A 25893-nucleotide genomic window follows, 5' to 3' on the forward strand; every position below is an offset into this window, starting at 1 on the left:
CGGGCGCCGGGGTGGCGGGTGGCCGGGGGGCCCCGCACTCCCGCCATTCGGGCTCTGCCCCGCCGGGGTTCCCTGTTCGGCGCCGCCCGCGCGGCGGGGGGGGCGGGGGGGGCCGGGGGGGGCCCCCCCGCACGACCCGGTCACCGGGCGGCCCATCGCAACGACAGCGGTCCGGAGGAACCGTTGCCACCCGTCGTTGCGAGTCCGGAACCGGACTACCCCTCGTAAATCCGGCCTGATACGAACGGTAGAGGGGCACAAGCGGTTCGACGCGAGTAGCGGACTACTCGAAGATCAAGAGCGGGGACCCGCAATTCCGGTCTCGGACCTACCCGCGACTCGGGCGGGCGCACGCTCGGATCAGTCGATCGGCGTGACGTAGGGATGCGGGACGGTCGGCGGCAGCAACGCCATGGCGGACAGTCTTCGTAACCCGCACACCTGCATGAGATCCACGACGATGGAACGCAATTGAGCGAAGACCACGTGGGCGGACAGACCCGCCCCGGCCACCAGATCCTTGGTCGCGCCCTTGCCGACCGAGCGCAGCACGCGGGTCGCCTCGGCGGGATCGGGTTTCTCGTCCGGGTCGGCCAGCATCATGCGACGCACCACATCCACGGCCTGACCGAGCTTCTCGACCTCCGCGACGAGGCCCGGATTCAGCACCTCGTCGTCGCGCACCGAGGTGAGCGCGCGGCGGAGCAGCACGCGGGTATTGCGGACCGCGTTGTCGAGCGGGTCGGCGGCCTCCCGCAGGCGTTGCAGCCGGGAGCGAGAGTTCCAGTACAGCGGGGAGATTCGAATGATCTCCCTGCTGCCCTCGAGGGTGTTGCGCAGCGCGTCGATCGCGCCCTGGGTACCGCGCGCGGTCTCGAGCGCTGTCTTGATCTTGCCGGCATCTTGCTCGAGCAGGCCGTCCGCGCACTCGGTGAGGGCATTGCCCATCACCTCGAGAATCCCGGCGGCCTGCTCCCGGGCGCGGCGCACCGGATGCAACGGGATCGCCGCCACCACCACGACGCCGACCAGACCACCCACCAGTGCGTCGATCATGCGCAGGGACGCACCACCCTGGCCGGGCGGATAGAGCGTGGCCACCAGCACCGCGGAACTGGCCGCCTGCATGGTGATGACGGGGCCGCCGTCCAGGAAGACGGCGGTGCACATGGCGATCACCACCAGCAGCACGATCTGCCAGCCACCGGTGCCCACCCGGGTGACGAACAGGTCGCCGATGCCGATGCCGACTGCCACGCCGACGATCAGCTCGACCGACCGGCGCAGCCGCGCACCGAACGACACACCGATCGAGATCATCGCGGCCATGGGCGCGAAGAACGGGCGCTCGTGCCCGATCACATTGTGGGCGATGAACCAGGCCACGCCCGCGCCGATCGCGCACTGCACGATCGGCAGCAGCGACGACCGGACGCGGCCCGCAGCCTTGCGCATGCGGGTGACGCTGCTCTCCCGGGCAGCGTCGATGGTTTCGCCCAGGCCGCCGCTCAATTCAGTCGAGGCCGAGCTCGGCGGCCGCGCGCGGGTCGCAGTCCTCGAGCAGGTCCAGGCAGCGCGCGTACTCGTCGGTCTCTCCGATGGCGCGGGCGGCCTTCGCCAGCGCGCCGACGCTGCGCAGGAAGCCCTGATTGGGCTCGTGGCTCCACGGCACCGGGCCGAAGCCCTTCCAGCCGTTGCGACGCAACAGGTCCAGGCCGCGGTGGTAGCCGGTGCGCGCGAAGGCGTAGGCGGCGACGATGTCGTAGTTGATCTCGCCCTCGGCGGCTTCACCCCGCTCCAGCGCGGCCTCGGCCAGGCAGGCCCAGGCGATGGAGGCGGTCGGATGCGCCGCGGCGACCTGCGCCGGGTCCTGTTTCTGGTGCAGCGCGTCCTCCGCGTCGATGTTTTCCGGGAGGAGGACCGGCTGCGGTCCGAGCAGATCGCCGAAGGAGGTCATGCCGATCATTCTGCACCGCCGTCCGGAATGCTCAGTAGGCTGACCGTCGAATCACAGTTCCGCAGAAGCGAGGGGTGTAGCGCGTGTCCGACCCGAAAGACGACCAGCAGCCGCAGGGTCCTGCCAACCCGGCATCCGGCGCCGAGGACACCGCCGCCCCCAAAACTCCGACCGACCAGTCCCCATCCCGGCCCGGGGACCCCGCCCCGAGCAACCCCGCGAAGGGCCCCGGCGCACCGAGCGACGCCGCCGGAGACGACGCTCCCCCGACCGCGGCCACGGAAGTGATTCCCACCGCCGACTCCCGCACCGAGGAGATCCGCACCGGCGCAGCCAAACCCGCGCCGACCGCCTCGAACCCGGCCCTCGGCCAAGGCAAGCCGGCCAAGTCCGGCTCGGCCGGTTTCGCCACCATCCACTATGAAACCCCCAAGTCCACGGGACGCGTCCAGTCCCCCGCGCCGCAGCGCACCCCGGGCGGCCGGCCCCCGGCCGCCGCTCGCCAGGGCTCGGGCGAATTCGTCCCCCAGAACACCCCGAGCGGCCAGCCCGCAGCCCCCGGCGCGGCCGGTAAGCAGAACACGCCCGGCACCCCACCCGCTGCCGCCGGGCAGTCCACCCCCGGCGGACAGGCTCCCGCCGCGGGCGCCGTACCGCGACCGGGCACCCCACCGGCCACCGAACCTGCCGGAGGACAGACCACCCGCCAGGACTCGAACGCGCCGACGCCATCGAACACGGCCACTGAGAAGCCCACTGGCGCTGGGCAATCCGTACCTGGCGCAAAGCCTCAGGCCGCAGGCGATGTACAACGCCCGGACGCGGCCTCGGCCTCCGCAGCGAAGGAGAGGCAGACCGTCCCGGCCGACCCCAAGGGTTCGAACGCACCCGCGCGACAGAACGCCGGTGGACAGCCGACCGGCGCCGAGCAGTCCGGCCCGGGCCGGCAGGCGGCGACGGATGATGCTCCTACGCAGTTCATCCCGATTCAGCGGCCGGGCGGGGAGAAGCCTGCCTCGGGCGGGCAGGCCGCGAGCGAGGCCGCGGCGGACGCAACCACACAGTTGATTCGGATTCAGCGACCCGGGCAGGGTACGAAAGGCGGGGCCGCGAGGGCCGGTTCCGCGGCTGCCGGGAAGCCGGGCGGAGCCGCGAGCGATGCGGCGCGGGGGAAGCCCGCGCCGGAGAATGTTCCCACCGAGGGGATGCCGCAGGCGGATTCACGGCCGGAGGATGGCAAGGCCGCCGCGGACGGCGTTGGGGCGAAGGATGCCGGTAAGGCGAAGGACGGTGACGCGGCGGCCGAGAAGGCCGGCGGGGCACCCGATTCCGCGGCGAAGTCGGACCGCGATTCCGGTGACGCCGCAGGCGGGGACGCGAAAACCGTTGTGATCAGGAAGGTTCCGAATCCGGCGGAGGACGCCACGACGGCGTTGCCGATCGTGTCCGGCGGGCAGGGGACCGAGAAGATCCGGGTGTCGGGGCCGCAGGGGCGGGCGGTCAGCAAGCCGCCGCAGACGCCACGGGTGAACGCGGGGCCGCGGAATGTGGGGCCGAAGGGCAATGCGCCGGTGCCGGATGCGCCGGTCGAGGAGACCCGGCCGTCGCCGCCGCGGCCGTCGATGGGGCCGCGCCGGCCCGCGACCGCGCCGTCGCCGGCGGACATGCAGCCGACCACGCCGGGCCAGCCGATCGGCGGGCCACGCATCGCCGTGCCGCAGCGGGTCGGGGCGGGTGCGCCGCCGCAGGGTCCGCGCGGCCCGCAGGGACCGGGCCCCAATGCTCCACAGGGACCGAACGCACCGCAGGGTGTGCAGCAGGGTCCGGTGCCGGGTGGTCCGGGACTGGTTGGGCCGCAGGATGTTCAGGGAGATGGATCGCGAATTCTGGCGCAGCCGCAGCGGGTTCCGGCCGGGGCAGCCGACGGGGCCGCGGCGGCCTCGGGCGGTGTGTCGAAGAAGCTGTGGATCATCGTGGCGGCGGCCGTGATCGCGGTGATCGCCATCGCCGGTGTGGTGTTCGGGGTGGTGAAGCACAAGAACGACAACTCGCCGGAAGCCTTGGTGCAGAAGACGATCACCACGTACACCGACGCGCTGAAGTCCGGGAATCTGGACGCTTTGCGGGCGGTGACCTGCGGTGCGCAGCACGACTTCTACCAGAAGATCCCGGCCGACCAGTTCACGAGCGTGTACAAGACCTCGCAGGACCAGAAGAGCATTCCGCAGGTGAAGAGCATCGACGCCATTCAGATCAACGGCGACGCCGCGCTGGCGCAGGCGACCGTGTACACCGCGGCGGACCCGTCGAAGACGTCCGCACGCACCTTCGATCTGCGCAATGAGGGTGGTTCGTGGAAGGTGTGCGACCCGCAGAACGGGCACTGAGAGACTCCCGGAAAATTCACTGACGCATTTGTGGCCCCGGTCGCGATGAACATCACAAAGACCTGGTCAACAGTCCGGCACGTGGGTAGAGTGTGCCGGATTGTCTGGGTCAGCCGTTTCGGCATTCCGGCACTTCAGCGGTTGTACACCGTCCAGGACATTGCCTGTTTCGTATAGAGCAGTGTCCGACAGAAGTGGGCGGACCCACCGGGTTTCGAATTGCAGGGAGCTGAACACCATGCCGGAAACGGCAGAGGCTACTAAGGCCACCGCGGCCGAACTGGTCGGACGGCACTTCCGTGTCCGTGATCACTACGACGTCGGCCGCGAGAAGATCCGCGAGTTCGCGCGTGCCGTGCGCAATGAACACCCCGGTCACCATCGCGAGGACGCCGCCGCGGCGCTCGGCTACGGGGGCCTGCTCGCCTCGCCGACCTTCGCCTCGGTGATCGGCGCGGCCACCACCCGCTCGCTGATCGGGTCCGTGCTCACCGAGTACGACGTCTCGCAGATCCTGCAGACCGATCAGGTCTTCGAGTACTACCGCCCGATCCTGGCCGAGGACCGCCTCGGGGTGGACGTGGTCATCGAGAACATCCGCAGCTTCGGCGACAACGACTTCATCACCGTCAAGGTCACCCTCACCGACGCCGAGGCGCTGCCGGTGCTGGTCTCCACCACCACCATCGTGGCCCGCAAGGGCGTCGAGATCGATCCGGCCATGGTCGAGACGGTCTCGGGCGTGGTCATGCACGGCCACGTCGCCGAGCCCGGCGAATTCGACGCCGACCCGACCGGCCTGGTGCTGATGGCCCCCGAGGAGGTCGCCGAGCCGGCCGCGCCCGCCGCGCCGCAGCCGGTCCACACCATCCCGACCGCCGCCACCCTGACCGCCGGCACCGAGTTGCCCGCCACCAAGGTGCCGGTCACCCGCGGCGACCTGGTCAACTACGCGGGCGTCTCCGGCGACCCGAATCCCATCCACTTCAGCGACACCGCCGCCACCCTGGTCGGACTGCCCACCGTGGTGGCGCACGGCATGCTCACCATGGGTCTGACCGCCGGCTATCTGGTGGACTGGCTGGGCGATCCGTCGGCGCTGGGCAGATTCAGCGTCCGCTTCTCCGGCTTCGTGCCGGTCGAGCCGACCGCCCCGACCATCGTCGAGTTCACCGGCAAGGTGAAGTCGGTGGACGCCGCCAAGGGCGCGGCCACCGTCGTGCTGGGCGCGACCTCCGAGGGCAAGAAGCTGTTCGGCCGCGCGATCGCCGAGATCCGGCTGTCCTGAGCCGCCTCGCTGACCCGCCTCTCCGAGACTTCAGCGGGCGGCCGAGTGCCGTCGCCGGCCCTGCATCCGTGCCTGCGGATGGGTGCCGAACCGATTCTGGTCGTACCCCCGGAGTTACCCCAATCGCAGCGAAATCAGTTGTCGCGGTTGGGGAACGAACCGGGGGTTTTCGTTTCCGGCCTCAGTTCAACGTGGCATGCATCAAGTAGACGTTGTAGTCGCTCCAGGTCGACATGGTGAAGTACATGTCCGAACCGGTCGACCAGGGGTGGATGAAGCCGCCGTACAGCTCGGGGTACTGCTGCGCGCTCACCGTGACCGCGCTGTCGGACCATGCACCCTGCGGCGTATCCGATTCCCGCACAACGAGTGCCGCCTTGGCGGTGTCCAGGTAACTCATCTGCCACACGTTGCGGCTCTCGTCGTAGCGCACCGACAGCTCACCGGCGGGCGCGTCGACAATCGGTGTGGCCGTGACCGATCCGTTCGTCTCGGGTATCCAGGAGCCGCTGTTCCAGTACTGATAGGCGGTCGGGTTGAGCACCTGGTCCTTGGGCACCCGGGCCAGCCCCACCCCGCCGAGCCGCGAATTGGGGATACCGAACATGTAGACCCAGTCCCCCTGCGGCACCATGGCCGTCACCTGGAAGTTGGAGACGCCGAAGATGTTCTCCCACTTGGCGTACGGGTCCTTGGTCCAGTGCTCGCCGTGGTCGTCGGAGTAGGCGATGCCGCCGTAGTTGGTGTACCAGGTCCCCGGCACGCTGTTCCAGGTGCGGATCGACATGTAGCTCAGGTACTGCCGGTCCCCGATGGCGAAGCCCGAGGTCGGAATGGTGGTGATCTCGATATTGTCCAGCTTGCGGCTGCTCAGCAGTTCGGCGGCGTGGCAGCGGTCGTCGGTGACCATGCGGTCGAACACGACACCGTTCTCCAGGTCCCGGTTCTTGCTGAAGGCCAGCAGGTTCGAGCGCCAGTCCTCACCCATGCCGCCCGGCGGATGGAACTCGCGGCCCACGGTGTCGCCGAAGGCGATGGCGATCTCGTCCGGCGCGCTCTGCCACATGATGCCCAGGTCGGTGCCCTGTACCTGCCAGCGCTTGTCGGTGCGGTTGACCGAGTCGGCGCCGGTCAGCTTGGACACCTCGCGCACGTCGGAGATCCGCGGCGTCGGCCGGGCGGGCGCCTGGGCGGCGGCTTCGACCGGCGGGTGCGCCGGATCGGGACCGGGCGGCAGCGTCGGCGGATTCGGGTTGGGCAACGCGAAATTGAACGGCTGCGGTCGCACGATCAGCTTGGGGAGGCCGAGCTGTTCGGCGAGTCCCGGTGGCGGAGCAGGGGTGTCGGTGAGGTCCGGGCACGGGTTCACGCACGGATCCGGCGGCAGCTCCATCGCCACGCGCTTGATGTTCTCCGGCGGCGGCCCGGTGTCGACCGTGACCACCGGATAGGGCAGGGGTACCTCGACGGTCTTCGGGATCAGCGACACGTGTCCCGGCTTGGCGTCGGTGCTGCAGGGCCCGATACCCGGAACGGCCGGTGCCGCACCCGGATCCGGATCCGCCGCCGCGACCGGCTCGCCCATTCCGGCGAGTACACCCGCCCCGACGATCACCGCTCCCGCAGCTGCCACCAGCCGCTTGGCCATGCACTCAACCTTCCGACGAACGGGCCCTCCGGACATATCCGGGCAGACACCCTACCCCCGGAACCGTGCGAACCGCCGGTACTCGACCGATCTCGACCGAATCGAGACCCGCAGAGCCTACCGGCGCCGCACCGCGAACCGAAACCGACAGTGCAGCAACGTAATACAGCGACAGCTCAGCGCAAGGCCTGGAAGGTGAGCACGGTGGTGCCGATCCGGATGGCGTCCCCGTCGGCCAGCACCGCGGCCGATTCGATGGACTCCTCGTTGATGTAGATGCCGTTGGCGGAGTGCAGGTCCTTGATGAGCAGCCCGGCCCGGCTCGGGGTGATCTGCGCGTGGTACCGGCTGGCCTTGGGGTCGTCGAGCACCAGATCGTTGTCCGTCATGCGGCCGATCTTCATGCCGTTCGGACCGATCGGCACCACCCGGCCGTCGGACAGCCGCAACTGCCCGGCGCGCACCGCGCGCGGCATCTCGGTGACGGTCTCGGTCATGGCCTTGGCCATGCGCTCGACCTCGTGAATCTGCCCGGTGCTCAACGGTTCCTGACGAAGCACCTTCTGCTCCAGCGCGATGAGCGCGGGACCGGGATCGATGCCGAGCTCATCGGCCAGCACGGTGCGCACCCGGCGGCAGGCGTCCAGCGCGTCGGCCTGTCGGCCCGACAGATAGAGGGCGGTGATGAGCTGCGCCCACAGCGGCTCCCGGAGCGGATGCGCGCTGGTCATCGACACCAGCTCGCCGACCACGGAAGAGGCTCGGCCCAAAGTGATTTCGGAATCGACGCGGGCGGAGGCGACCAGCAGCCGCTCCTCGTCCATGGCGGTGGCGAAGCTCTCCGCGAAGCCGAGGCCGGACAGATCGTCCAGGGCGCGGCCGCTCCATTCCGCCAGCGCCTCACCGAAGAGCCGGGACGCGGCGGCGGGATCACCGATCGAGGCGGCCTCCGAACCCTCGCGGCGCAGCGTCTCGAAGCGCCCGAGATCGCACTCGTCGTCCTCGATCTCCAGCCGGTAGCCGGAGGATTCGGTGCGCAGCAGCGCCACCGGGTCGACCCCGGCGGTGCGCAGGGTCTTGCGAATGTTCGAGACGAACACCTGCAGACTCGCCTGATAGGAGTCCGGTGGATCGTCGTTCCAGACAATGTCGGCCAGCGCCTGCGAGGACACCGCGCGCCGCCGGTTGACGGTCAGAGCCGCCAGCAGCGCACGCGGCTTGGGGCCGCCGACCGGCACGGACCGACCGGCGACCAACAGCTGCACGGGGCCCAGGACCCGCACATCGACAGTCATGCCACCTGCCTCGATAGAGACCGCGGCGCGCCCGCCGCTCGAAAATTGCCCGGGATTCCGCTCGCCTCAGCGGAATCCCGACCATTGAGCTTACTTGGCGCTGATCGAGCGTCCCGCCGAGTTCAGGTCGTTGCAGGCCTCGACGACGCGCGCCGCCATCGAGGTCTCGGCCTTCTTGAGGTAGCTGCGCGGGTCGTAGACCTTCTTGTTGCCGACCTCGCCGTCGATCTTCAGGACGCCGTCGTAGTTGCCGAACATGTGGCCGGCGACCGGGCGGGTGAAGGCGTACTGGGTGTCGGTGTCGACGTTCATCTTCACCACGCCGAAGCGCAGCGAGTCCTCGATCTCCGACTTCAGCGAGCCCGAACCACCGTGGAAGACGAAGTCGAACGGCTGCGCGTCCGCGCCCAGGCCCAGCTTGGCGGCGGCCACCCGCTGGCCCTCGGCCAGCACCTCCGGCTTGAGCACCACGTTGCCTGGCTTGTACACGCCGTGCACATTGCCGAAGGTGGCGGCGAGCAGGTACTGGCCGTTCTCCCCGGAGCCCAGCGCGTCGATGGTCTTCTCGAAGTCCTCGGGCGAGGTGTAGAGCTTCTCGTTGATCTCGGCCTCGACGCCGTCCTCTTCACCGCCGACGACGCCGATCTCGACCTCGAGGATGATGTTCGCCGCGTGTGCCTGCTTCAGCAGTTCCTTGGCGATCTCCAGGTTCTCGTCGATCGGGATCGCGGAACCGTCCCACATGTGCGACTGGAACAGCGGGTTCAGGCCGTTCTTCACGCGCTCGGCCGAGATGGCCAGCAGCGGGCGCACGAAGGTGTCGAGCTTGTCCTTCGGGCAGTGGTCGGTGTGCAGCGCGATGGTCACGTCGTACTTCGCGGCGACCACGTTCGCGAACTCGGCCAGCGCGACCGCACCGGTCACCATGTCCTTCACGCCCAGGCCCGAGCCGAATTCCGCACCGCCGGTGGAGAACTGGATGATGCCGTCACTGCCGGCGTCCGCGAAACCCTTGATGGCCGCGTTGATGGTCTCCGACGAGGTGCAGTTGATGGCGGGAAACGCGAAGGAGTTCTGCTTGGCCCGAGCAATCATCTCGGCGTAGATCTCCGGAGTCGCGATAGGCACAGTGACCTCCGTGTTGTGTGTGGTGCGTACTACAAAATTCTGTCAGCTGACACGATAGGACAGCCTCTTTTCTCCGGGGCAATGGCCTCGCACACCCCACAAGTTTGTGAGGTTGCTTCGACGTTCGGTGTGATGTCCGGGCTACCGGTACTGTGGTGGCCGTGACCTTGCTGGCCGTATCCGATGCCGTGACGACCAATGCCGCGCTGCCCGCGATCTTGGATCCAATGCACCTCCTGACGGAGACGTGGCTGCAGCACGCGGTGCTCCCGGCGATCTTGGCCATCGTCTTCATCGAGACCGGTCTGCTGTTCCCGATCCTGCCCGGCGACTCGCTGCTGTTCACCGGCGGTCTGCTGGCGGCCTCTGCGCACCCGCCGGCCGGCATGAACATCTGGTGGCTGATCCCGGCCACCGCGTTCGTGGCCTGGCTCGGAGACCAGAGCGGCTACTGGATCGGCCGAAGCATCGGCCCGGCGCTGTTCAAGAAGGAAGACACGCGCTTCTTCAAGCAGCACTACATCACCGAGACCCACGCCTTCTTCGAGAAGCACGGCCCCAAGACCATCGTGCTGGCCCGCTTCGTGCCCATCGTGCGCACCTTCATGCCGGTGCTGGCCGGTGTCTCGAAGATGGACTACCGCAAGTTCGCCACCGTCGACATCATCGGCGCGGTGGCGTGGGGCGGCGGCGTGACCGTGCTCGGCTACTTCCTGGGCAATGTCGAATTCATCCGTAAGAACGTCGAGGCGATCTTCCTGCTGATCGTGTTCGTGTCCATCCTGCCGGGCATCATCACGGTCGCGAAGAACCTGCTGCACCGCGGCCAGGCCCCGGAACAGGCCGAGTACGCCACCTCGACGAACGAGCCGACCCACTGAGCCCTTCGGTGTCGACCACCCCGCTAACCCTCGCATCAGGCGGATTCGGCCCGCTCGAGACAGCCGGACCAGTGCTCGTCTGGACCGTCGTTCTCACCTTCGTCTTCCTGGAGTGCGCGCTCATCATCGGGCTGTTCCTGCCGGGTGACTCCATGCTCATCACCGCCGGTGTCGTGCTGGCCTCGCAGGTCGGCGAGGGGCAGGTCTGGGCGTTGTCGATCGGCACCATGATCGCGGCCATCGCCGGCAATCAGGTGGGGTACGTCTTCGGCCAGCGCGCCGGACACCATCTGGTGGCGCGCAAGAACGGTAAGTACATCAATACCCGCAATCTCGAGCGGGTTTCGGACATGCTGCACAAACACGGGTTCCTGGCGGTGCTGGTGGCCCGCTGGATTCCATGGGTGCGCACGCTGTGCCCGCTGGTCGCGGGCGCGGCCGGGATGGACCACCGCAAATACACCATCGCCTCGTCCGTCGGCGCGGTCATCTGGGCGCCGGTGATCCTGCTGGCCAGCTACTACGCGGGCAGCTTCCTGGAGAACATGTCCTGGCTCATGCCCGCGGTCATCGGAACCCTGGTGGTCGGGTTGGTGCTCGGCACGGTCCTGGGCGTGCGGCAGTACCGCGTCGAAATGGCACGTCCCGCCGAGGATTTCGACCTCGACGTGGCAGAGGCCGCGACGGTGCCGCTGCCGCGGCTGCCGCGCGCCTGAGCGATTACAGCCCGGCGGCCGTCACCGTGTGCGCGGCCTCCATCAGCTTCCAGCCCGAAAGCTGCACCGACAGATCGCGTTCCGGGCTGCGCGAGGCCGTCACCGAACCGCCCTCGAAGCCGCCCGCGCCCGCGATGCCCGGAAGTCGCGCGGGCTGCCGCCAATCCGCGCCGAACAGTGGCTCACCCTCCACATCCAGGCGGTGCTCCCAGGCCGCGTTCGCGGACGCGCGCACGATCGCGGCGGCCTTGCGGCGTGCGGTGACCCGGGCGGGTTCGTCGCCGGGCAGCATGAGGGCGGTCAGCGCCAGGTAGCGGATGAGAATGCCGTTGAACAGGCCGCCGTCACCGCCGCCGTCACCGACCACCACGCCGTCCACGGTCAGATGCTCCTCGACCGCATCCACCAGCCGGACCGCGCGCTCGGCGTGCCGGGGTTCGCCGGTGTGCACCGCGAGTTCGGTTTCCAGGCCGAGCGTCACGCCCTGGCAGTAGCTGTAGACCGGCTTCTCGACCTCGCCCGAGGGTAGGTGGATGCCGTCGAAGATCAGGCCGGTCTCCTTGTCGCGCAGGTTGGCGTCGAGGAAGTCGGCCAGTTCCTGCGCCAGGTGGTAGCGGCCCAGCCGCGCCATGGCGATGCCGGCCGGGCCATTGGCCGGGGCGTTGTAGAAGTCGGAGCCCTTCCGCCAGGGGACCGCTCCGAACTCCGGATCGAACCCGTTGACCAGCGCCTTCTCCAGAGCAAGCAGCGCGCCCCGCACCTCGGCGACGCCCTGGGTGCGTTCGGCCCGCTCCAAAGCGATTGTCAGCCAGGCCATGTCGTCGTAGTAGTTGTTGGTCCAGCCGGTGATATTGCGCAGGCGCGTGGCGTGGGCGATGGACCAGAGGCGGCGTTGCCGAGCGGGGGTCGGCGCGCGATTGGCGGCGTCGACCGCGCAGTCGATCAGGTGGGCCTGCCACCAGTAGTGCCAGAAGGCGAAAACCCGCTCACCTTTGGTGGCGGGCCAGCCCACCACACCGAGCTGGGTGCCGGGACAGCCCCACAACTTGCGTAGGTGACGCGAGAGGATCGCGGACTCCGCCAGGTCGGCTCGCTCCGACCAGAGGGCAGCGGTCGGCTCGATATTGCGTCCGGTCCGCGAAGTCATAGGACTTATCGTGCCAGTCGGGCACTGCGCTCGTGGCTGATTTGTTACCGAGAGTCGTGCAGCTCACCAGGCGGTGGTGAGGTCGGCGTGCTGGCGGATCCAGGCGTGCATGGCGATACCCGCGGCGACACCGGCATTGATGCTGCGGGTCGACCCGAACTGTGCGATCGAAACGGTCAGCAACGCGCCCGCTTTCGCCGCCTCGGTCACGCCCGGGCCCTCCTGGCCGAAGAGCAGCAGGCATTCACGCGGCAGCGCCGCGGTTTCCAACGGCACCGCGCCGGGGACGTTGTCCACCGCCACCACCGTCAGTCCCGCGTCGGCCGCGAAACGCAGCAGCTCATCGGTGTCGGCGTGATGGTGAATGTGCTGGTAGCGGTCCGTGACCATGGCGCCACGGCGATTCCACCGCCTGCGCCCGACAATGTGCACGGCCGCCGCCGCGAAGGCATTGGCCGTGCGCACCACCGTGCCGATATTGGCATCGTGCCCGAAGTTCTCGATGGCCACATGAAACGGGTGCCGGCGGCTGTCGATGTCGGCGACGATGGCCTCGCGCCGCCAATACCGGTAGGCATCCACCACATTGCGGCGGTCGCCGTGTTCGAGCAGGTCCGGGTCCAGGCGCGGATCGTCCGGCGGCTCGGCGCCGAACTCCTCGCGCCACGGTCCGACGCCGTGCGGATGCTCACCCCATTCGGTCGGTCCGGGGGTCGGCGGTTCGTGGGCGGTCGGGGCGGAACTCACCCCGGCGATGGTAGTTGCCTAGTGTGAGGAGCCGACCGCGCCCACGATGATGGCGACCACGATGAACAGGATGACCAGGATCATCAGCGCGGTGGAGACGATGCCGCAGATCCAGCCGGCCGTCACCATGCCGCTGCCGCCGATCATGCCGTTCGACTCATTGATCTCACGGCGGGCCTTGCCGCCCATGATCCAGGCCACCGGCCCGAGCAGCTGGCAGAACACCAGGCTCATGATTCCGAGGACCAATACGATCACGGCCTGCGGATGATCCGGTGCGGGCGCGCCGTAGTAGCCGGGCGGGTAGTAGCCGGGCGCCTGCGGCGGGTAGCCCGGGGGATAGCCGGGCTGCTGGTTGTAACCCGGCTGCTGCTGATAGCCCTGGGACTGCGGATCCCAGCCCGGCGGGGGCGCGTCGTAGGTCATGGGCTGAATGCTAGGCGGTCGTGCTGGCTACACCGAACATTTTCTGGGCTGCTCCCTCGCCACCGCACCCGGCCGCCCGCGACGATGAAGCCATGAGCGATACGGCCGGCCTACCCAGCACTGTGCTGCGGACCTTCCTGACGACGCCGTTCCGGGCGCGCACCTGGAAGGAATTCGCGTATCTGATCGTCGTTTTCGGACTGGACTGCGTCGCGGCGGTCTATCTGTTCGCGGGAATCGTTGGCGGCCTGTACCTTTCGCTGTTCGTGGTGGGTATTCCGGTGCTGGCGGCCATGATTCTGGGCGGCCGGGTGTGGGGCCGCATCCATCGGGTACTGGTCGCGGTGCTGCTGGACGCGGCTCTGCCCGAGCCGCCGGCGTTCACGTTCACGCCCGGGCCGATCGGCTGGCTGCGCAGCGCCTTCACCGACCGGACCTCGTATCGGGCCCTGCTGTTCCTGATCGTCGAGGGCCTGCTGGGTGTGGTGATCGGCTATGGCGTGCTGATGACCGTGGCCGTGACCGGGTGCGTTGCGCTGTCACCCATCCTGTGGGCGCTGCTGAATCCCACAAGTGTGGACGAAAACGGCGTGGAGCACCATTCGATGATCCAGTTCGGCGACGCCTTCTACGTCGACACCTGGCCGCGCGTACTGGGTTTCGCGGCGCTCGGGGTGCTCGGCTGCTTCCTGCTGCCGTGGCTGATCCGCGGCGTCTGCTTCCTGCACCGCGCGCTCGCGCTATGGCTGCTTACCCCGACCGCCCGCGATCTCGAGCTGGCCGGCCTGCGCGAGAGCCGCCGCGCCGCGGTCGACGACTCCGCCGCCACCCTGCGCCGGCTGGAACGCGACCTGCACGACGGCACCCAGGCGCGGCTGGTCAGCATCGCCATGATGCTGGGCCGCGCCGAGGAGCGGATCGCGGCGGGCGGCGACGTGGCCGAGCTGATCGCCCAGGCCCGCACCGGATCCAAGGAGGCGCTGACCGAACTGCGGGAACTGGTGCGCGGCATCCATCCGCCCGCCCTCGAACTCGGGCTGGAACCCGCGCTGGAGACCCTGGCCGCCCGCTGCGCGCTGCCGGTGGAGCTGCGGGTGCTGCTGCCGCTGCGGCCCAGCCCGGCCATCGAGGCCATCGCCTATTTCTCGGTCGCGGAACTGCTCACCAATGTGGTGAAACACGCTGCCGCGAACCGGATCTGGGTGGCGGTGCTGCCGGCGGGTACGGGTGCGCTGGCGGTGAGCGTGCGCGACAACGGTCAGGGCGGCGCGCTGCAACCGGTGAGCGGACCCGGCGAAGGTGTTGTGGTGGGCGGGCTTTCGGGGCTGGCGCAGCGGGCGCGCGCGGTGGATGGCACGCTCACGGTGGACAGCCCGATCGGCGGCCCGACCGTGGTCACGCTGGCGCTGCCGCTGGCGGGGCCGCAATGATCGAGGCTGTGAACAATCCGAACAGCGAGCACGCGGACACTGCGAACCGGCCGCTGCGGGTGGTCATCGCCGAGGACAATGCCATCCTGCGCGACGGCCTCACCGCGCTGCTGGCGGAACGCGGGTTCGCGGTGGTGGCCGCGGTGAGCGACGCGACCGGTCTGCACGCTGCAGTCGCCGACCAGCTGCCGGATGTCGCCGTGGTGGACGTCCGCATGCCGCCCAGCTTCACCGACGAGGGCCTGCTGGCCGCGCTCGCGCTGCGCCGCAGTTATCCCGGCACCGGGGTGCTGGTGTTCTCGCAGTGGATCGAAACCCGTTATGCCACCGAGTTACTGGCCGCCGGTGCGGGCGGCGTCGGTTACCTGCTCAAGGATCGGGTTGCCGACGTCGGCGATTTCACCGAGGCCCTGCGCCGCGTCGCCACCGGCGGCACCGCACTGGATCCGGAGGTGGTCGGCCAGCTCATGGGCGCCGCCCGGCAACAGGATTCGCTGGCCCGGCTCACCCCGCGGGAGCGTGAAGTGCTGGAATCCATGGCCCAGGGACTGTCGAACGCGGCCATCGCCCGGGCGCTGTCGGTGACCGAACGGGGGGTGGAGAAACACATCGGCAACATCTTCACCAAGCTGGAATTGCCGCCCTCGGATCTGCATCATCGACGGGTACTAGCCGTTCTGCGGTTGAAGGGTTGAAACATCGCTGCACGGTTGCCGGGCATGGAAGACTGGCCCCATGACTCGGTCGAGTTCCGCGGAATTGCTGAAATCGGTTGAATACTGGCCGAATCATCTCCTGACCATCGCGGAGTGGTCGCTGCTGCCAGAGAACAACCGGCACTGCCGCGAACTGGTCGACGGCGTGCTGGTGGTGGCGCCACAACCGCCGCGGCATCAGCTCGCGGTATGGCGCTTGGCCGCTCAGCTGGAACGGGCGCTGCCCCGGCGGGTGGCCGCCATGGCGTGCATCGAATTGATCATCGACGACGGCACGCCGCCGACCGTGCGGGTGCCGGATGTGCTGATCGTGTGCGGTGCTGCCGGGGCCGAGCACGCCACCCGGGTGCGGCCGGGGGATGTGCTGGCGGCCATCGAGATCGTGTCGCCGGGTTCGCGTCGGGTGGATCGGGTCATGAAGTTCGCCGAGTACGCGGCGGCGGGGATCGGGCACTACTGGCTGCTGGAGACCGAGGAGTCGCTGCGGCTGCTGACCCATCGGCTGCAGGACGGCCGATACGTACCGACCGGTGAGTACTCAGGACAGGTGACCCTGGAACTCGACGGCGTCAGCCTACCGCTCGATCTGGACGCTCTCACCGCGCTGCGCACAGCCGGTGTGCCCGTTTGACGCGCCAGCCCTCTGACCTCGCCTGATCGGCCCACGCGGAACAAACTTCGGGACTATCCTGGAACTCTGCAAGGCCGTGGTTGGAGGGTGTCATGGACCACGCGCGCATAGCCCGTACGGTGCTCGGAGTGACGGCGGCATATCTCGTCGCACTCGGGTTGTGGCTGGGGTGGCTGGTCCCACTCACCCCGCCGGGAACCGTGCCGGTCCAGATCGTCACACTGGTCGGTCTCTTCGGAATGTTCCTGGGCCTCGGCATGCTGTTCGCCCAGCGCCCCACCCGCTCCGACCGCAGACTACGCCGGCACGGGCTCGAGGGCTGGGCGAACATCGAAGCGGTACACCCCCTGCAGCGCACCGACCACTGCACCGAGATCACCGAACTCGATCTCGAACTCGTGGTGCCGGGCTCGGAGACCTACTACGGCAGCATCGTCTTCGACGTCGAGCCGGTGGTGAAGCCGAGAATCGCTGTGGGCGGCACGATTTCGATCCGCGTCGACCCGCACAACCGGGACCGGATCATCCTCTGCCTCTGATATATATCCAGCTCAGTGCCGGATTCGCACGATTCGGGCCGTAGGCTCCTGTCCATGACGATCGCCGAAAAACCCGACCGCAGGGAAGCGCCGCTGGTGCTCGACACCGAGCCGCCGCGCACGCTGGGGTTCACGGATCAGGCGGCGTTCTGGCTCAATCTCGGTGTCAGTCTCATCGGCTTCAGCGGCGCCGCGTACGTGCTCTTCCCTACCGGGAACCCCCCGCTCCCGCTGGCCGGGGCGCTGCTGGCGACCGTCCTGGGCACCGTGGTCGGCGCGGCCATGGTGGCCGGACCGGGCGCGGTCGGGGCCCGCACCGGCGCGCCGGCCATGGCGGTGCTGCGCGGCCTGTTCGGGACGCGGCTGTCGTATCTGCCGACGGTCGCCAATATCGTGCAGTGCATCGGGTGGGGTGTGTACGAGCTGACCGTCATCGCGCTCGGCGTCTCGGCGCTCACCCACGACCGGGTGCCGCACTGGGTGGTCATCATCGCGGCGGGCACGCTGTCCACCACCATGTCCATCTGGCCGCTGGCCGCAGTGCGGGCGCTCCGCAAGTACGTCTCGGTGGCGGTGGCCATCGCCATGCTCTACTTCACGATTCAGCTGCTGCGGCAACCTGTTCCGGCGCAGCACGACACCAGCTGGAGCGGGTTCTGGCCCGCCGTCGACACCACCCTGGCCGTATCCATCTCGTTCGTGCCGCTGGCCGCCGACTACACCCGGCACTCCCGCTCGGCGAAGACCGCCGCCGGGGCCACCGTGGCCGGCTACTCGATCGCCCAGGTGTGGTGCTACCTGCTGGGCATCATCGCCATCCTGCAGGCGGGCGGCAATGCCGACCACGTTTTCGACTCCTTCCTGGGTGTGACCGCGGGCTGGGTCTTCTTCGCGGTACTGGTGCTGCGCGAATCGGACCAGTCCTTCGCCAATGTGTATTCGACGGCCATGTCCATCCAGAACCTGCTGCCACGGGTGGATCGGCGGCTGCTGGCCGGACTCGTCGGTATGGCGGTGACCCTGCTGGCGCTGCCGGTCCGCGACTTCAGCAGCTACGCGAATTTCCTCTACCTGATCGGCTCGGTCTTCGTGCCGCTGTGCGCGGTCCTCATCGTCGACTACTTCCTCGGCCAGGGCCGGAGCGACTGGAATCTGGCGCAGAACGCACCCGCCCGGCCGCTCATGCTGCTGCCGTGGGCCGTCGGCTTCGTGGTGTACCAGCTGTTCAATCCCGGCTCCATCAGCTGGTGGGCGACATTCTGGGCCCGGGCGCAGGACGCGCTCGGCGTCCATCCGGGTTGGTGGTCCTCGGCCTCGCTCTACTCGTTTCTGGCGGCCGCGGCGGTGACCGCGCTCCTGGTGCGGGTCCGGCGGGGATGACCGACGGCCGCGTCTACGGCATGGGTTTCGACCCGCTGGTCGAACCCGATTGGCCCGCACTGACTTCCGTCGAGGTGGACGCGGTACTGGGCACGGACGCGGCGATCGTGTGGCGCAGCCCGAGACCACTGTCGGCGACCGCCCGGGTACGCCCGCCGGACGGGCGCGACCTCATCGTCAAACGCCTCCCCCGGGCGCTGCGCGACGCCGCCGCGCTCGGCGAGGAGCACCGCTTCATGGATCACCTGCGCTCGCAAGGAATTCCGGTGCCCCGCGTACTGCACACGGTCGACCTGGGCGATTTCGCCTACGAGGTCCAGGAATCGGGTGACGGGCGAGACGAGTACGAGGGCGTCTTCTCCTGGACGCCGTACCGCTCCCTCGACGGGGCGGCCGCGGCCGGGCGCCTGCTGGCCCGCCTGCACGTGGCCGCCGCGGGATACGAGGCGCCACGCCGCCCGCCAAGGCCGCTCCTGGCAAGCTTCACCATCTTCGCCTCCGCCGATCCCCTTGCGGCCGTGGCGCATCGGGCCGCTGAACGTCCGGCCATCGGCATATTCCTCGCCGAACGCGACTGGCGGGCCGACCTGGAACGCGTCCACCTCCCGGCCCACGAACGTCTCGGGCCCCTGCTCGCGGACCTGGAACCGCTGTGGACACACAATGATTGGCACGGCACTAACCTGCTCTGGCGCGACCGCGACATCACCTCCGTCATCGACTTCGGCCTGTGCGACCGCACCACCGCCGTCCACGATCTCGCCACCGCCATCGAACGCGGTGCCGTGGACTGGATTTCGATCCGCGACGGCGGACCGGCGAAGGTGCGATTCGACCAGGTACGCGCCCTGCTCCAGGGCTACGAATCGGTGCGGCCGCTGACCGCCGCCGAACGGCTCGCCCTCCCGGCGCTGCTCCCCCTCGTACATTGCGAGTACGAACTGTCCGAGATCGACTACTTCCTCGGCGTCGTCCCCGGCGGCAATGCGAAGAACGCCGAAATCGCCTACGCCGAGTACTTTCTCGGCCACACCGCATGGTGGACGGAATCCGGCGCGGGCCGCGAACTGCTATCCGCGATCCCCGGAATGTCACGCGTCACCGAATAGTGGCGGCGAACACAATTCCACGGATCTCGAATGGCGGCAACGGGACTTGATTCCGCGACCGCGATCGGATAAAACTTGTTCCGTTGCCATCGGCAACGCGAATCGTTCTGCACGCCATCTGAGTTCAGCGTGCCGCGGGGGTCGGGAGGACAGGAAAAATCATGCGTCGCACCATTCGTAATTTCGGTCGTAAGGCAATCGTCGCGGCACTGCCGCTGGCCGTCGCCGCTACTTTCGCAAGCGCGGGAACGGCTTCCGCCACCGCCCCGGCCGACGCCGTGCAGTCGGCCCCGGTCGTGCAGGCGGTCCCGGCTCCGGTCACGGCCGCCATTGCCCAGACCATCGCGCCGGAGGCGGTCTCCGTCGCTCCGGAGGCCGCGCAGCCGGTCACCCCGGATGTCGAGCAGCCCGCTGCGCCCGAGGTCGCGCAGGCGGCGGCCGAGATCTCGCAGCCGCGGGACATCGCCACCGATCCGAATGCCAAGAACCACGATCCGATGGCCAATGCCGCGGTGGTGGGCGCGGGTGTCGGGGCCGTGATCGGCGCCGCCATCTGCGCCGTCACCGTGATCGGCATTCCGCTCATCCCGCTGTGCGCGCTCGGCCCGGCCCTTCAGGGCGCCCTGATCGGGCTGCTCGTGGGCGCGGTCGACCCGGATGCCATTCCGCAGGTCCTGCCCTGATCCTTCGAGGATAAATACACCGGAACCCCATCCCGAAACTCGGGATGGGGTTCTTGCCGCATCGAATTCGATGATCGGCAGCGGTTATCGATGACAGATACGGTGACCTATTCGGTTGCCGATATGGCTACCGATGCGCGCGCGGATCCGCGAGCAGGTATTGCGCGGCGGCGTATGTGCCGAGAATGACGCCCTCACTGATCCGGCGCGACTTCTCACCTCGCGCGAAAATACGCCGGAGCACGATCAATCCGTCGGACAGCGTGAACAACAGCGCACCCACACCCAATCGGCTACGCGGGTCCGCATTCGGAATGTTGACGCCCGCAATATTCTTCGCGTCCCGGGCCAGTCCCGGATCGGACGCCAGCGTGGCCGCCGTGCCGAGGGTCGCGCCATAGGCGGTGAGCGGCACCGCGATCGCCGGGGCCTTGAACCGCATCAGCGTCGCCGCGCCCAGCCACGCCGCCAGGCGCGGAGCCACGATCTGCGCGCGCGGCCGGCCGCCGCGCCGGAACCACAACCACGAGTACCCGGTCTGCATGACCGCGAAAGACGAAGCGCCGGCTATCAATCGGCGATCGTCGTCGGGGTCGATGAGCAGCACGTCGCCGACCGTGGCCGCGGCCAGTGACCCGAGCAGCACCGTGCGATCGGTGCGATGCAGGGATGCGCCGTTCACCGCCACATCGGCCGCCAGCAGCGGCATCAGCAAAGGCTTTGCGGCCGACTGCAATTTCTCGCGGCCGGTGACGGCGCCGAACACCGTCACGGCCGCCGCGCCGACGAACGCCGCGCGGAGCGGGCGGGCCATCAGAAGCTCGGTTCGGCCGGCGCGGGCGGCAGCACCGCAACCTGACCGGCGTAGGACAGACCCGCGCCGAAGCCGAGCAGCAGCGCCAGCTGACCGCCCTTGGCCTTGCCGGTCACCAGCATCTCCTCCATGGCCAGCGGAATCGAGGCCGCGGAGGTGTTGCCGGTGTTCTCGATGTCATTGGCCATCGGGATGTCGTCGGCGAGCCCGAGGTTCTTCTTCATGAGCTCGTTGATGCGGGCATTGGCCTGGTGCGGGATGAACACCTCGATGTCCTCCTTGTGCACGCCGGACTGCTCGATGGCACTCGACAGCGCGCGCGGCAGGGTGACCGCGGCCCAGCGGAAGACCTTGGGGCCCTCCATGTGCAGCGACATACGGCCCACCGGCTCGACGGCCGGGTCGGTGCCCTGCAGGCGCTGCGCCTTGTTCATGAACTCCAGGAAGTCGACGTCCTGCGCGATGGCCTCGGCGTTCTCGCCGTCGGAGCCCCACACGGTCGGCGAGATGCCGTTCTCCTCGCTGGGCCCGACCACGACCGCGCCCGCGCCGTCGCCGAAGATCATGGCGGTGCCGCGATCCTTCGGGTCCAGGCCAACGGTCATCGTCTCCGCGCCGATCACCAGGATGTATTCGGCCGAGCCGGAGCGGATCATGTCCGTGGCGACACCCAGGCCGTAACCGAACCCGCCGCAGCCGGAGGTCAGGTCGAAGGCCGGGATGCCGTTCATGCCGAGGTCGGCGGCGACGCTCGGTGCACCGTGCGGGGTCAGCTTGAGCCAGCTGGAGGTGCAGAAGAGGAGAGCGCCGATCTTGGACCGGTCGATGCCGGTGTTGTTCAGCGCCCGGTTGCCCGCTGCCACCGCCATGGTGCGCAGCGTCTCGTCACCGGAGATCCAGCGCCGGTTGTGGATGCCGGTGCGCTCGAAGATCCACTCGGGGGTGGAGTCCAGGATCTCGCACACTTCGGCATTGCTGACCAAGCGCTGGGGCCGGTAGGCGCCGATGCCGAGCATCGCAACATTTTGATGACCCTTGTTGATTGCAATGCTCACCACTGGTGACTCACACGACCCTTCGCAACACCTTTGTCGGACGTAAGACCAGCACCAGGCTAACCCAGGGCAAGGGTTCAGCCCAGAGCAAAGTCTTGTTAACCCTTAGGTAAGGACCTAAGTCCTCACCCCAGGGCGAGGTCCTTCAGGCCCAGGATCGATCGATACTCCAGACCCTCGGCCGCGATGATGTCGTCGGCGCCGGTCTCGCGGTCCACCACGGTGGCCACACCGACCACGATGGCGCCCGCCTCACGCAGCGCGCGCACCGCGGTGAGCGGGGAGTTTCCGGTCGTGGTGGTGTCCTCGACCACCAGCACCCGCTTGCCCACGATGTCCGGGCCCTCGATCTGACGCTGCATGCCGTGCGTCTTGGCGGCCTTACGGACCACGAAGGCGTCGATGGCCCGGCCGGGAGCATGCATGACCGCGGCCGCCACCGGGTCCGCGCCCATGGTGAGCCCGCCCACCGCGTCGAAGTCCCAGTCCGCCACGAGTTCGCGCAGTAGCTTGCCGATGAGCGGGGCCGCCTCGTGGTGCAGGGTGGCGCGGCGCAGGTCCACGTAGTAGTCGGCTTCCTTGCCCGAGGACAGGGTCACCCGGCCGTGCACCACGGCGAGGTCGCGCACCAGAGCCGCGAGTCTGTCCCGGTCGGTGGTCGTTACCTGCATTGCTTTCTCTATGTCCTTCCGCGTGCGTTGAACAGGCCCCGGTTCAGGCGGGTCACCAGGGATCGTGGGATGAACCCGGCGATCGCGACGATCGCTTTGTACTGCATTCCGGGCACGCTGATCACCCGGTCTCTCTCCAGATCATGCAGCGAACCCGCCACCACCTCGTCCACGCTCAACCACAACGGTCGCGGTAGCGAGGCCATGTCGATTCCGGCCCGCTCATGGAATTCGGTGCGGACGAATCCCGGGCACAAGGCCTGCACCCGGACTCCGGTTCCGGCCAGCCCGCCGGCCAGCCCCTGCGTAAAGGATACGACGTACGCCTTGGAGGCCGAATAGGTCGAACCCCGTCCGGGTATCAGCCCCGCGGTGCTGGCCACATTGACCACCGTGCCCTTCGCCGCGTGCAGCATGGGCGGCAGGGCCGCCCGAGTCAGCTGTACGACGGCGGTGACGTTCACATCCAGTTGCTGCTGCAGGGCGTCCGGTTCCAGCGTCCAGAACTCGCCCGACATGCCGAATCCCGCGTTGTTGACCAGGAATTCGACGCCCTGCGCCAGGCGTTCGGCCACCCGGTCGAGGTCGGCGGAGCGGCTCAGGTCCGCGGGCAGCGTCTCGGCTCGCGCGCCGAAACGTACCTGCACATCGTGTGCCAGCGCGGCCAGCCGATCCTCATCCCGCGCCACCAGCACCAGGTCGTAGCCGAGCGCGGCGAGCCGGGTGGCGTACGCCTTGCCGATGCCGGAGGTCGGCCCCGTGATCAACGCCACCGGGCGGTGCGCACCCGGCAGGCGCGGGGCGCCCGCCGGACGATCAGGGGAACTCTCGGTCATCGGCGGCCCATCACTCGCACGACTGGGGAGCGGTCGGCAATGACCGGAACTGCGCCCCCATTCTGATCCCTTGCCGACCCACACGCGGCGAATTCGCGCAGACACCACGTGGCTGCGGCGTGCCGCGCGCGGACACGGCCGGGGTGGGTCACCTCGGTGCGGGTCCCTGGTAGGGGCGGAACCCCGGATGGAACGGGCCGCCGGGCGGGGCACTGCGGCCCTGGTCCTTGCGCCAGCCCTCCTCGGGCTCGCGGTCGGACTCGGGTTCGTCGCGCCAATCCTCGGATTCCGGTTCCGCCCAACGGTCTTCGTCCCCGTCGTACCGATCCGGCTCCTCCCCCTCGGGGGCGGGCGGCCAGTTGCGGCGCGGGCGGTTGCGCGGGTCCGGCACGACTTTCAGTGCGGGACGCCAGTTTTCGGGCTCGTCGTCCGGTTCGCTCGCGCCGGCGATATCGCTCACCAGCGGGGACTCGTAGTCGTCGGCCTCCTCGGCGCGCGGACGGGCCGGGCGGTCCTGGCCGCGGGGGCGATCGCGGTCGTCGTCGCCGAAGTCACCGAATTCATCGTGACCGTCGTAGTCGTCGTCCTCGGGAACCGGGTGCGAGCGACCGGGTTCGGGGAGTTCGTCGCGGCCGCGCTCGGTATTGATGACCGGCGGCAGCACGTGCAGCAGGCCCGACAGCCGCAGCACCGCGTCGATGGCCATCTCCCAGTCCTTGGCCACGGCCCCGACCGGCACCATGCCCAGGGTCCAGTTGCCCTCGGACCACAGCTGCTGCACGATGTCGGGCAGCGACTCGATGAACGCCACCATGCGCTGATCCACCGCGTGCCGGGCGATGTCCGGGTTGGTGGCGAAGACCACCCGGTCGCCGATGGCGCCGAGCAGCTCCAGATCGTGATCCTTCGGCGGCGCCGCGGTTTTCAGCCGCAGGTCGATATCGATGTCCGAGCCGATCTGCCGGCGCACCGCGACCAGGGTGGCGGCGTCCTCCAGATCGAAGAGCACGAACTTCTCACCCTTGCGGTTGCCCGACACCACGTCCACCGCGGACAGATAGCCGAGCTTGGCCAGGGCGCCGCGCCGCCAGGTGGAGGCGAGCGTGGGCTCCACCGAAACATAGGTGTAGCCCTGGGATTTCGCCCAGACCTGTCGCACGTGCCCGGTGCGGCGCCGCTGCAGCCGATCGAAATAGAGCAGCACGATCGCACCCACGAGCGCGATCGCCGCCAGCCCGAACCATATTGCCGTCATCGCCGCCTACCCTATCCACACTATGTCCAATTTGCCCTCTGCTTCGCTCCGGGCGGGTTCGCGGCGCTGAAGGTCTCGTTCTGCCCTCCTCCGCTTCGCTCCCCGCGCTTGCGCCGCGAACCTTGGGTGTTGGTACCTGCCAATATCTTTCAACATCGGTTCATCGGGTTCCGCTCGGCATCGAGGTGCTGATGATCAGCTTCGCCTGGATGGATCCGTCGGCGTTCTTGTCGCCCTCGACCATGATCACCTCGCCGACCGGCAAGTCCGAAACCTTGGTGCTGCCCAGGGAAATCACCTGCGTCTTGCCGTCGGTCTTCACGGTCGCCGTGCCACCGGACAGGGTGGTGATGGTGAGGGTGGAACCGTCGTTGTTCGAGATGGTGCCCATGTTCGCACCCAGCTGGTCCAGATCACCCAGGCCCGGGATGGTGGGAATGCCGCTGGGAAGGGGTAGGACCGAGGAGTTGCCCGGCGCCGGGTACCCGGAGGTCCTGACGCCGCTGGGCGCGGCGGCGCTGTTCGACGAATCGTTGTTCGACAGCAGGGTTCCCGCCGCGACGGCGACGATGGCGACCACGATGACCGCGGTGATGGCCAGCGCGATCCACAGGGTGGTCCGGCGGGGCGGCGGGGACGGGGGCGGATTCTGCGGGAAGCCCGCGGGCTGATATCCACCGGTCGGCATCCCCGGACCACCCGGGTAACCGGGCCCGCCGACGGCGGGCGGATACCCGGGCGCGCCGTAGCTACTCGTCGGGGTGTACCCCGGCTGACCCGGATAGACGGCGGTCGGCTCGTATCCGCCGCCGTTCTCGTATCCACCCCACTGCGCTTCCGCCGGCGGCAGCACGCGGGTGGCCTCGGGCCCGGGCGGCTGCCCGAAATAATCGAGAGGACCGGCGGGTATGGCCTCGGTGGGTCCGTAGCCCACGGCGCTATCCGAGGGGTAGCCGCCCGGCGCGGCCTGCTCGGCGGGACCCTCCCCCGGGCCCGGTTCCGGCGGCCGCGACCACGGATCGCTCGGATTAGTCATGGCCTCCAGGGTAGGCGGCTCTGTTTATTTTGCCTCCGCTTCGCTCCGGCGGTTCGCAGCCCTTGTGACCCCGGTCTTCCCTCCTCCGCTCCTCCGCTTCGCTCCCCCGCTCCGTCAG

At 68.8% G+C, this 25893-nt stretch carries 25 protein-coding genes; 11 read left to right on the plus strand and 14 right to left on the minus strand.

Going from position 1 to position 25893, the window contains the following annotated elements; translation table 11 throughout:
• Positions 1–360 precede the first annotated feature (360 nt).
• Positions 361–1455, minus strand: a complete 1095-nt coding sequence (locus ACIRRA_RS27215) for an aromatic acid exporter family protein (protein ID WP_402773694.1) — start codon at positions 1453–1455, stop codon at positions 361–363.
• Between the two features lie 58 nt (positions 1456–1513).
• On the minus strand, positions 1514–1957 hold the full coding sequence (locus ACIRRA_RS27220; protein ID WP_402773565.1) for a DUF3151 domain-containing protein: 444 nt from the start codon (positions 1955–1957) through the stop codon (positions 1514–1516).
• 83 nt (positions 1958–2040) lie between these two features.
• Here ACIRRA_RS27220 and ACIRRA_RS27225 point away from each other — a divergent pair, with 83 nt between their 5' ends.
• Both ACIRRA_RS27225 and ACIRRA_RS27230 read left to right on the plus strand, forming a co-directional pair.
• Complete coding sequence (locus ACIRRA_RS27225) at positions 2041–4344, plus strand: hypothetical protein (RefSeq protein WP_402773568.1); 2304 nt, start codon at positions 2041–2043, stop codon at positions 4342–4344.
• Between the two features lie 238 nt (positions 4345–4582).
• The gene (locus ACIRRA_RS27230) at positions 4583–5632 is read left to right on the plus strand and encodes a fused (3R)-hydroxyacyl-ACP dehydratase subunits HadA/HadB (protein WP_402773571.1); all 1050 of its coding nucleotides are present in this window, start codon (positions 4583–4585) and stop codon (positions 5630–5632) included.
• 181 nt (positions 5633–5813) lie between these two features.
• Here ACIRRA_RS27230 and ACIRRA_RS27235 read toward each other — a convergent pair whose 3' ends face one another.
• From ACIRRA_RS27235 to fbaA, 3 genes are all read right to left on the minus strand, one after another.
• Positions 5814–7280 (minus strand): DUF4185 domain-containing protein, encoded by a 1467-nt coding sequence (locus ACIRRA_RS27235; protein ID WP_402773574.1) that lies wholly within the window; start codon positions 7278–7280, stop codon positions 5814–5816.
• A 176-nt stretch (positions 7281–7456) separates the two neighbouring features.
• Positions 7457–8575 (minus strand): BTAD domain-containing putative transcriptional regulator, encoded by a 1119-nt coding sequence (locus ACIRRA_RS27240; protein ID WP_402773576.1) that lies wholly within the window; start codon positions 8573–8575, stop codon positions 7457–7459.
• A 90-nt stretch (positions 8576–8665) separates the two neighbouring features.
• A complete protein-coding gene (fbaA, locus tag ACIRRA_RS27245) occupies positions 8666–9703 on the minus strand; it encodes a class II fructose-bisphosphate aldolase (RefSeq protein ID WP_354843373.1) in 1038 nt (345 codons plus the stop codon).
• Between the two features lie 227 nt (positions 9704–9930).
• Here fbaA and ACIRRA_RS27250 point away from each other — a divergent pair, with 227 nt between their 5' ends.
• Together ACIRRA_RS27250 and ACIRRA_RS27255 are read left to right on the plus strand one after the other, a co-directional pair.
• Complete coding sequence (locus ACIRRA_RS27250; RefSeq protein ID WP_402773696.1) at positions 9931–10584, plus strand: DedA family protein; 654 nt, start codon at positions 9931–9933, stop codon at positions 10582–10584.
• A gap of 71 nt (positions 10585–10655) precedes the next feature.
• Positions 10656–11300: a DedA family protein gene (locus ACIRRA_RS27255; RefSeq protein WP_402773579.1), complete on the plus strand. Its 645-nt coding sequence runs from the start codon at positions 10656–10658 to the stop codon at positions 11298–11300.
• 4 nt (positions 11301–11304) lie between these two features.
• Here the strand turns inward: ACIRRA_RS27255 and ACIRRA_RS27260 are convergent, their stop codons facing one another.
• The 3 genes from ACIRRA_RS27260 to ACIRRA_RS27270 form a co-directional block, all read right to left on the minus strand.
• A complete protein-coding gene (locus ACIRRA_RS27260; protein ID WP_402773582.1) occupies positions 11305–12447 on the minus strand; it encodes a glycoside hydrolase family 76 protein in 1143 nt (380 codons plus the stop codon).
• A gap of 63 nt (positions 12448–12510) precedes the next feature.
• Complete coding sequence (locus ACIRRA_RS27265; RefSeq protein WP_402773584.1) at positions 12511–13194, minus strand: TrmH family RNA methyltransferase; 684 nt, start codon at positions 13192–13194, stop codon at positions 12511–12513.
• Between the two features lie 18 nt (positions 13195–13212).
• Entirely contained in the window at positions 13213–13620 is a 408-nt protein-coding gene (locus ACIRRA_RS27270; RefSeq protein ID WP_402773586.1) for a DUF4190 domain-containing protein, read from the minus strand.
• Between the two features lie 92 nt (positions 13621–13712).
• On the opposite strand from ACIRRA_RS27270, the gene ACIRRA_RS27275 reads away from it, so the two are divergent.
• The 7 genes from ACIRRA_RS27275 to ACIRRA_RS27305 all read left to right on the plus strand — a co-directional run bounded on the left by ACIRRA_RS27275 (position 13713) and on the right by ACIRRA_RS27305 (position 20108).
• On the plus strand, positions 13713–15050 hold the full coding sequence (locus tag ACIRRA_RS27275; protein WP_402773589.1) for a sensor histidine kinase: 1338 nt from the start codon (positions 13713–13715) through the stop codon (positions 15048–15050).
• A 53-nt stretch (positions 15051–15103) separates the two neighbouring features.
• Complete coding sequence (locus tag ACIRRA_RS27280) at positions 15104–15745, plus strand: LuxR C-terminal-related transcriptional regulator (RefSeq protein ID WP_402773699.1); 642 nt, start codon at positions 15104–15106, stop codon at positions 15743–15745.
• Positions 15746–15785: 40 nt separating this feature from the next.
• Entirely contained in the window at positions 15786–16397 is a 612-nt protein-coding gene (locus ACIRRA_RS27285; RefSeq protein ID WP_402773592.1) for a Uma2 family endonuclease, read from the plus strand.
• 92 nt (positions 16398–16489) lie between these two features.
• On the plus strand, positions 16490–16936 hold the full coding sequence (locus ACIRRA_RS27290) for a hypothetical protein (RefSeq protein ID WP_402773594.1): 447 nt from the start codon (positions 16490–16492) through the stop codon (positions 16934–16936).
• A 54-nt stretch (positions 16937–16990) separates the two neighbouring features.
• A complete protein-coding gene (locus tag ACIRRA_RS27295) occupies positions 16991–18316 on the plus strand; it encodes a purine-cytosine permease family protein (protein WP_402773597.1) in 1326 nt (441 codons plus the stop codon).
• Positions 18313–19425 (plus strand): phosphotransferase enzyme family protein, encoded by a 1113-nt coding sequence (locus ACIRRA_RS27300; RefSeq protein ID WP_402773598.1) that lies wholly within the window; start codon positions 18313–18315, stop codon positions 19423–19425. Before ACIRRA_RS27295 ends, ACIRRA_RS27300 begins: the two co-directional genes overlap by 4 nt.
• Positions 19426–19586: 161 nt before the next feature.
• Positions 19587–20108, plus strand: a complete 522-nt coding sequence (locus ACIRRA_RS27305; protein WP_402773601.1) for a hypothetical protein — start codon at positions 19587–19589, stop codon at positions 20106–20108.
• Positions 20109–20235: 127 nt separating this feature from the next.
• On the opposite strand, the gene ACIRRA_RS27310 is transcribed toward ACIRRA_RS27305, so the two are convergent.
• The 6 genes from ACIRRA_RS27310 to ACIRRA_RS27335 form a co-directional block, all read right to left on the minus strand.
• Positions 20236–20922 carry a lysoplasmalogenase gene (locus tag ACIRRA_RS27310; protein WP_402773603.1) on the minus strand — a complete coding sequence of 229 codons (687 nt, stop codon included), beginning with the start codon at positions 20920–20922 and terminating at the stop codon, positions 20236–20238.
• Positions 20922–21980, minus strand: coding sequence for a beta-ketoacyl-ACP synthase 3 (locus ACIRRA_RS27315; protein WP_402773606.1), 1059 nt, complete (start codon positions 21978–21980; stop codon positions 20922–20924). Before ACIRRA_RS27315 ends, ACIRRA_RS27310 begins: the two co-directional genes overlap by 1 nt.
• A gap of 122 nt (positions 21981–22102) precedes the next feature.
• The gene (pyrE, locus tag ACIRRA_RS27320; protein ID WP_354843337.1) at positions 22103–22648 is read right to left on the minus strand and encodes an orotate phosphoribosyltransferase; all 546 of its coding nucleotides are present in this window, start codon (positions 22646–22648) and stop codon (positions 22103–22105) included.
• A gap of 8 nt (positions 22649–22656) precedes the next feature.
• Positions 22657–23484 (minus strand): SDR family NAD(P)-dependent oxidoreductase, encoded by an 828-nt coding sequence (locus tag ACIRRA_RS27325; protein WP_402773608.1) that lies wholly within the window; start codon positions 23482–23484, stop codon positions 22657–22659.
• A gap of 148 nt (positions 23485–23632) precedes the next feature.
• Positions 23633–24739, minus strand: a complete 1107-nt coding sequence (locus tag ACIRRA_RS27330; RefSeq protein WP_402773611.1) for a hypothetical protein — start codon at positions 24737–24739, stop codon at positions 23633–23635.
• A gap of 160 nt (positions 24740–24899) precedes the next feature.
• The gene (locus ACIRRA_RS27335; protein ID WP_402773613.1) at positions 24900–25775 is read right to left on the minus strand and encodes a DUF5666 domain-containing protein; all 876 of its coding nucleotides are present in this window, start codon (positions 25773–25775) and stop codon (positions 24900–24902) included.
• Positions 25776–25893 lie beyond the last annotated feature (118 nt).

Source organism: Nocardia sp. NPDC101769 (genome assembly GCF_044766925.1).
Classification (GTDB): domain Bacteria; phylum Actinomycetota; class Actinomycetes; order Mycobacteriales; family Mycobacteriaceae; genus Nocardia.